At 64.2% G+C, this 5,535-nt stretch carries 6 protein-coding genes; 5 read left to right on the forward strand and 1 reads right to left on the reverse strand.

The features are described 5' to 3' along the window. The 3 genes from E4L98_RS02490 to E4L98_RS02500 all read left to right on the forward strand — a co-directional run. Nucleotides 1–634, forward strand: a 634-nt coding sequence (locus E4L98_RS02490) for a TetR/AcrR family transcriptional regulator (protein WP_307722072.1), incomplete at its 5' end; no start/stop codon positions are given. 163 nt (nucleotides 635–797) lie between these two features. Next, nucleotides 798–1,604, forward strand: coding sequence for an inositol monophosphatase family protein (locus E4L98_RS02495; RefSeq protein WP_135199991.1), 807 nt, complete (start codon nucleotides 798–800; stop codon nucleotides 1,602–1,604). Between the two features lie 50 nt (nucleotides 1,605–1,654). Continuing rightward, complete coding sequence (locus E4L98_RS02500) at nucleotides 1,655–3,010, forward strand: TAXI family TRAP transporter solute-binding subunit (RefSeq protein WP_135199996.1); 1,356 nt, start codon at nucleotides 1,655–1,657, stop codon at nucleotides 3,008–3,010. A gap of 75 nt (nucleotides 3,011–3,085) precedes the next feature. On the opposite strand, the gene E4L98_RS02505 is transcribed toward E4L98_RS02500, so the two are convergent. Further along, complete coding sequence (locus tag E4L98_RS02505; protein WP_135199992.1) at nucleotides 3,086–3,544, reverse strand: rhodanese-like domain-containing protein; 459 nt, start codon at nucleotides 3,542–3,544, stop codon at nucleotides 3,086–3,088. 238 nt (nucleotides 3,545–3,782) lie between these two features. Between E4L98_RS02505 and glnA the strand changes: the two genes are divergently transcribed. Next, nucleotides 3,783–5,198, forward strand: a complete 1,416-nt coding sequence (gene glnA, locus E4L98_RS02510; RefSeq protein ID WP_135199993.1) for a type I glutamate--ammonia ligase — start codon at nucleotides 3,783–3,785, stop codon at nucleotides 5,196–5,198. Between the two features lie 108 nt (nucleotides 5,199–5,306). Beyond that, nucleotides 5,307–5,535 (forward strand): DUF4124 domain-containing protein (locus E4L98_RS02515; RefSeq protein ID WP_135199994.1); only part of this gene is annotated, 229 nt, incomplete at its 3' end.

Below are 5,535 nucleotides of genomic sequence, written 5' to 3' on the forward strand. Positions count from 1 at the left end.
GGCTGAGCGGGTGGCCGGCACGCGCGCCGTCAAGCGGACCGGCGTCCGCAAGCAACCGACGCAGGCGCGCTCCGGCGCGATGGTGGCGGCCATCCTGCAGGCCGCGGCCGAACTGCTCGACAGCGGCGAGCCGGAGCGCTACACCACCAACCTGATCGCCGAACGCGCCGGCGCCAGCATCGGCTCGCTTTACCAGTACTTCCCCAGCAAGGACGCAATCACGGTGGCGCTGCTGGCCGAGGCGTCGCAACGTCTGATGGCCGGCCTCGAGCAGGCGTCGCGGCTGGACGACTGGCGTGCCGCGCTGCGCGCCATGATCGCAGCGGCGGTGGCGCACCAGCTGGACCGTCCCGGCCTGGCGCGCATGCTGGATGCCCACGAGTCGCGCCTGGCGGCGGCCGATGCGCGGTTGCGTGACGGCGCCCGCATCCATGCGGTGCTGATGGCGGTGCTGCGCCGCATTCCCGGTCTGGACCGCCCCGAGGCTGTGGGCGCCGACCTGATCGCGATCACCCGCGCCCTGTGCGATGCGGCCGGCGAACGCGGCGAGCCCGACACCGGGGCGCTGCGGCAGAGCGTCGAACGGGCCATCTTCGGCTACCTCGCATGGCCGGCGCGGCAAAACGCGAGTTGATCCGCATCGATACCTGGCGGTCGGATGCTCCAAGCCTGAATTCTGCATAAAATTCAAACACTTGGCAGCGCGCTCACGGAGCCTTCCCTGACGCCGGCAACGCGAGTATTCCGCGCCGGGCCGTCTGCCTACACTGGCAACTATCCCAACCAAGGAGAACGCCATGACATACCAGCTCGACCTCGACCGCTGCGCCCGTCTGCTGCAACAGGTGACCGACGCCATCGCGGCAGACGCGCCGCACCACGCCCGTAACGCCACTGTCCCTGAACTGATAGACCAGGTGCATGCGGTCAATGCCATTGCCGAACCGCGCCTGCGCGCGGAACTGCAGGCGCTGTATCCCGCCATCGGCTGGCGCGATGAAGACAGCGCGGCTTTTGACGATGCCGCCCCGCACTGGGTCTACGATCCGATCGACGGCGCTTACCACTACCTGCAAGGTCTGCCGTTGTGGTCGGCATCGCTGGCGCTGGTGGCAGACGGCCGTGCGGTCGCCGCCATCGTCTACGACCCGGCGCTGGGAGAAATGTTCATGGCGCAGGCCGGCGAAGGCGCCCGCAGTGCTACGGCGCCGCTGCGGGTATCGCCCAAAACCGAACTGGCCGCGGCGGTGGCCGGCACGGCGGTGCCGCCGCGGCTGCAGGCCGGCGTCCAGGCGCAGCAGGAAGCACTGTGTCTGTTGACGGCCGTGGCGCCCAAAGTGTTCGTGCTGCGGCCGATGGCCGCGACATCGCTGCAGCTGGCCTATGTCGCCGCCGGCCGGCTGGACGTCTACTGGGAGACCGGCAACGACGCCGCCGACTGGCTGGCCGGCGCGCTGCTGGTGCGCGAAGCGGGCGGCCTGGCGACCGCGCTGGACGGCGGCGGCCTGGGTCCGGACAGCCGCGGCATCGTCGCCGGCAATGGCGAACTGGTGCGGCAACTGCGCGCCGCCACCGGCATTCCCAGCCGCGTTTCCCTTGCATAGTTGCTTATTTGTTGGCAATGTGTGAGCCCATGAAACCGATGCGCCACCACATGACCAAAATCCTCAAGTTCACGCAGTTCTCCGTGCGCGACCTGATCGTTGCCGTTGCTCCCACCGTGCTGATGATCGTCGGCGTCTGCCTGCTGGCGTACTGGCTGGTGGACCCGGCGCCGCCGCGCACCGTGCGGCTGGGCACCGGACAGGAAAATTCGGCCTATGAAGACTTCGGCAAGAAATACGCGGCGGCGCTGGCCAGGCACGGTGTGAAAGTCACGCTGGTGCCATCGGCCGGCTCCAGCGAAAACCTGCGCAACCTGAAGGAGGGCAAGGTCGATATCGCCTTCGTGCAGAGCGGCTCCACCAACGAGGAGGCGGCCGAGCGTGAAGGCCTGTCCTCGCTGGGCAGCCTGTTCGTCGAACCGCTGTGGCTGTTCCTGCGCGAAGAAAAGGGCAAGCCGGCGGTGACCCAGCTGACGCAACTGCGCGGCAAGAAGATCAACTACGGCCCCAAGGGCGCCGGCTCGCCGCGCCTGTTCCGTCAGATCCTCGAGCTGAATGGCGTGGAGAAGGGTGAAGTCGAGCGATTTTCGCTGGCGAACACGCCGGCCACCGTGGAATTGCTGGAGGGCCGCATCGATGGCCTGGTCTTCACCTCGGCCCCGGAAGCGCCGCTGATCCAGATGCTGTTGCAGACGCCCGGCATCAAACTATTCAACTTCAGCCAGGCCGAGGCGTACGCACGCAAGCTGCCGTTCCTGACGCACGTGACGCTGCCGCAGGGCATTGTCGACCTGGGGCGCAACATCCCGGCGGCCGACTTCAGCCTGATCGCCCCGACCGCCACGCTGGTGGCGCGCGAAGACCTGCATCCGGCGCTGACGGACTTGTTCGTGCAGGCCGCGTCGGCGATCCACAGCGGTTCCGGCTGGTTTGCGCAACAGGGCCAGTTCCCGTCGGCGAAGTACACCGAGATCCCGGTCGATCCGGAGGCGGCCAAGTTCTACAAGAGCGGTCCGCCGTTCCTGCAGCGCTACATGGCGTTCTGGCTGGCCAACCTGTTCGACCGCATGTGGGTGGTGGTGGTGGCGCTGGGCGCGCTGATCCTGCCGCTGTCGAAGGTGGTGCCGCCGCTGTATGTATGGCGCATCCGTTCGCGCGTTTACCGCTGGTATGGCCAGCTGCGCGCGGTGGAGCAGAAGGTGGAAGATGCGCCGGAAGCGACGCGCATGCAGGTCTACGAAGACCAGCTCAAGCGGCTGAACGAGATCGAAGAACTGGTCAACCAGGTTTCGATCCCGCTCTCGTTTGCGGACGGTCTGTACGGCCTGCGCAGCCACATCGAATTCGTGCGCAAGCGCATCCTGTTCCTGATGGGCGAAGCCAGCCCCGGCGCCGAAGCCGTCTAGTCGGGGACAGACCACGTTTTTGCAACAAACCGCGATTTCGCGGTTTGTTGCAAAAACGTGGTCTGTCCCCGAGCTTCAGGCGCCCAGCCAGGGCAGGCCGTCGTGGCACCAGCCGCTGACGTTTTTGCGGTGGCCGTGCTCGTCCTTGTCGCCTTCGAAGCCGCCCAGGATGTCGTAGCAGTGCTGGTAGCCATGCTCGGTCGCCAGCTTGGCCGCGCCGCGCGAACGTACGCCGGACCGGCACAGGAACAGCAGCACCTGGTCCTTGCGCGCCACCGAATTCAGGTCTTCGATGAATTCGTGGTTGGCGTTGCCGCCCGGGTAGGTGTTCCACTGCACCGCACCATGTTGGGCGTCCGGAATGGCCACCCGGCCCACCCAGTCGCGCTCGGCATTGGTGCGCACGTCGATCAGCTTGACGGCATTTTCCAGGCCGATCAGCTCATAGGCTTCGGCCGGCGTCACGGCGCCCGCATAGGGCCAGTCCCTGCTGCGGCTGCGCGCCCGACTCAGAATCTCATCTATTTTGCTCATAAGGTGTTCCGGTTATAAGTTTGAGTTTATTATATGGCGTCCGCGTTGGCCCGCGACCGTGATGCACCAAAACCATGCGCTTTTCAGAAAAAATCCTAAAATGCACCCACAAGGTGCAAAATGTTGGAAACGCACCAATGCGGTGCGCGATTGTTCTGCAGTAATTGCGTTTCGGGCTGGCATGGATACTGCTTACTTTAGCCTCACGAGTTCCACATATTCCCTTTAGGAGATACGCATGGCAATGACAGCCGCAGAAGTTCTGAAAATGGTCCAGGAAAACGAAGTCAAATTCGTTGATTTCCGTTTCGCGGATACCCGTGGTAAAGAACAGCACGTGACCGTGCCTGTGTCGGCTTTCGACATCGACAAGTTCGAATCGGGTCACGCATTTGACGGTTCCTCGATCGCCGGCTGGAAAGGTATTGAAGCGTCGGACATGATCCTGATGCCGGACCCAAGCACCGCCAACATCGACCCGTTCATGGAAGAGACCACGCTGTTCATGCAGTGCGACGTGATCGAACCAGCCGACGGCAAGGGCTATGACCGCGACCCGCGCTCGATCGCCAAACGCGCCGAAGCGTACCTGAAATCGTCGGGCATCGGCGATACCGCCTACTTCGGCCCCGAGCCGGAATTCTTCATCTTCGACAGCGTGCGCTGGAAGATCGACATGTCCGGCTGCTTCGTGAAAGTGGATTCGGATGAGGCGTCGTGGTCGACCGACAAGGAAATCGAAGGCGGCAACAGCGGCCACCGTCCGACCGTCAAGGGCGGCTACTTCCCGGTGCCACCAGTCGACAGCTTCCAGGACATGCGTTCGGAAATGTGCCTGATCCTGGAATCGCTGGGCATCCCGGTGGAAGTGCACCACCACGAAGTGGCCGGCGCCGGCCAGAACGAAATCGGCACCAAGTTCTCGACCCTGGTCGAGCGCGCCGACTGGACCCAGAACCTGAAGTACGTGGTGCACAACGTTGCCCACAGCTATGGCAAAACCGCCACCTTCATGCCTAAGCCTATCGTTGGCGACAACGGTTCCGGCATGCACGTGCACCAGTCGATCTGGAAAGATGGCCAGAACCTGTTCGCCGGCGACGGCTATGCCGGCCTGTCGGAAACCGCGCTGTACTACATCGGCGGCATCATCAAGCACGCCAAGGCGCTGAACGCGATCACCAATCCGGGCACCAACTCGTACAAGCGTCTGGTGCCGGGCTTCGAGGCGCCGGTGAAACTGGCTTACTCGGCCAAGAACCGTTCGGCTTCGATCCGTATTCCGCACGTGGCCAATCCGAAAGGCCGCCGTATCGAAACCCGCTTCCCGGACCCGCTGGCCAACGTCTACCTGTGCTTCGCCGCCCTGCTGATGGCCGGCCTGGACGGTATCCAGAACAAGATCCACCCGGGCGAGGCGGCGTCGAAAGACCTGTACCACCTGCCGCCGGAAGAAGATGCGCTGATCCCGACCGTCTGCGCCTCGCTGGAAGAAGCGCTGGACAACCTGAACAAGGACCGCGAGTTCCTGACCCGCGGCGGCGTGTTCACCGATTCGATGATCGATGCCTACATCGAACTGAAGATGCAGGACGTGCAGCGCATGCGCATGACCACTCACCCTGCCGAGTTCGACATGTACTACTCGCTGTAATCAACAGCATCAGCAGGTAGCACAGAACGCGGGGCGAGCCGGGCTTTCCCCGCGTTTTTATTTGGATGTTGTATATTCGGGATGGACCTTTCCACCCACGGATTACGAATGACAACGAGTTTGAAACTGAGTGTGTCGCTGGCGCTGCTGGCCTGCGGCGCCGCCCACGCGCAGATTTACAAATGCACCGCGCCCGATGGCCGCGTGGAGTACACCGACATCAACCGCGGGTCGTATTGCAAGGCCATGGATCTGCCGGGCCTGACGATACCGGCACCGGCGCGCCGGGTGGCGCCGTCGCCGCGCAATGCGCAGCCGGCGCCCGCCGCCGCCACGC

The organism is Duganella callida (assembly GCF_004614165.1).
Lineage (GTDB): Bacteria > Pseudomonadota > Gammaproteobacteria > Burkholderiales > Burkholderiaceae_D > Rugamonas > Rugamonas callida.

Excerpts from the sequence above, each read along its gene's own strand:
- E4L98_RS02500 (WP_135199996.1), top strand. The coding sequence starts at position 1,655 with ATGACCAAAATCCTCAAGTTCACGCAGTTCTCCGTGCGCGACCTGATC.
- E4L98_RS02505 (WP_135199992.1), bottom strand. The coding sequence starts at position 3,544 with ATGAGCAAAATAGATGAGATTCTGAGTCGGGCGCGCAGCCGCAGCAGG.
- E4L98_RS02495 (WP_135199991.1), top strand. The coding sequence starts at position 798 with ATGACATACCAGCTCGACCTCGACCGCTGCGCCCGTCTGCTGCAACAG.
- glnA (WP_135199993.1), top strand. The coding sequence starts at position 3,783 with ATGGCAATGACAGCCGCAGAAGTTCTGAAAATGGTCCAGGAAAACGAA.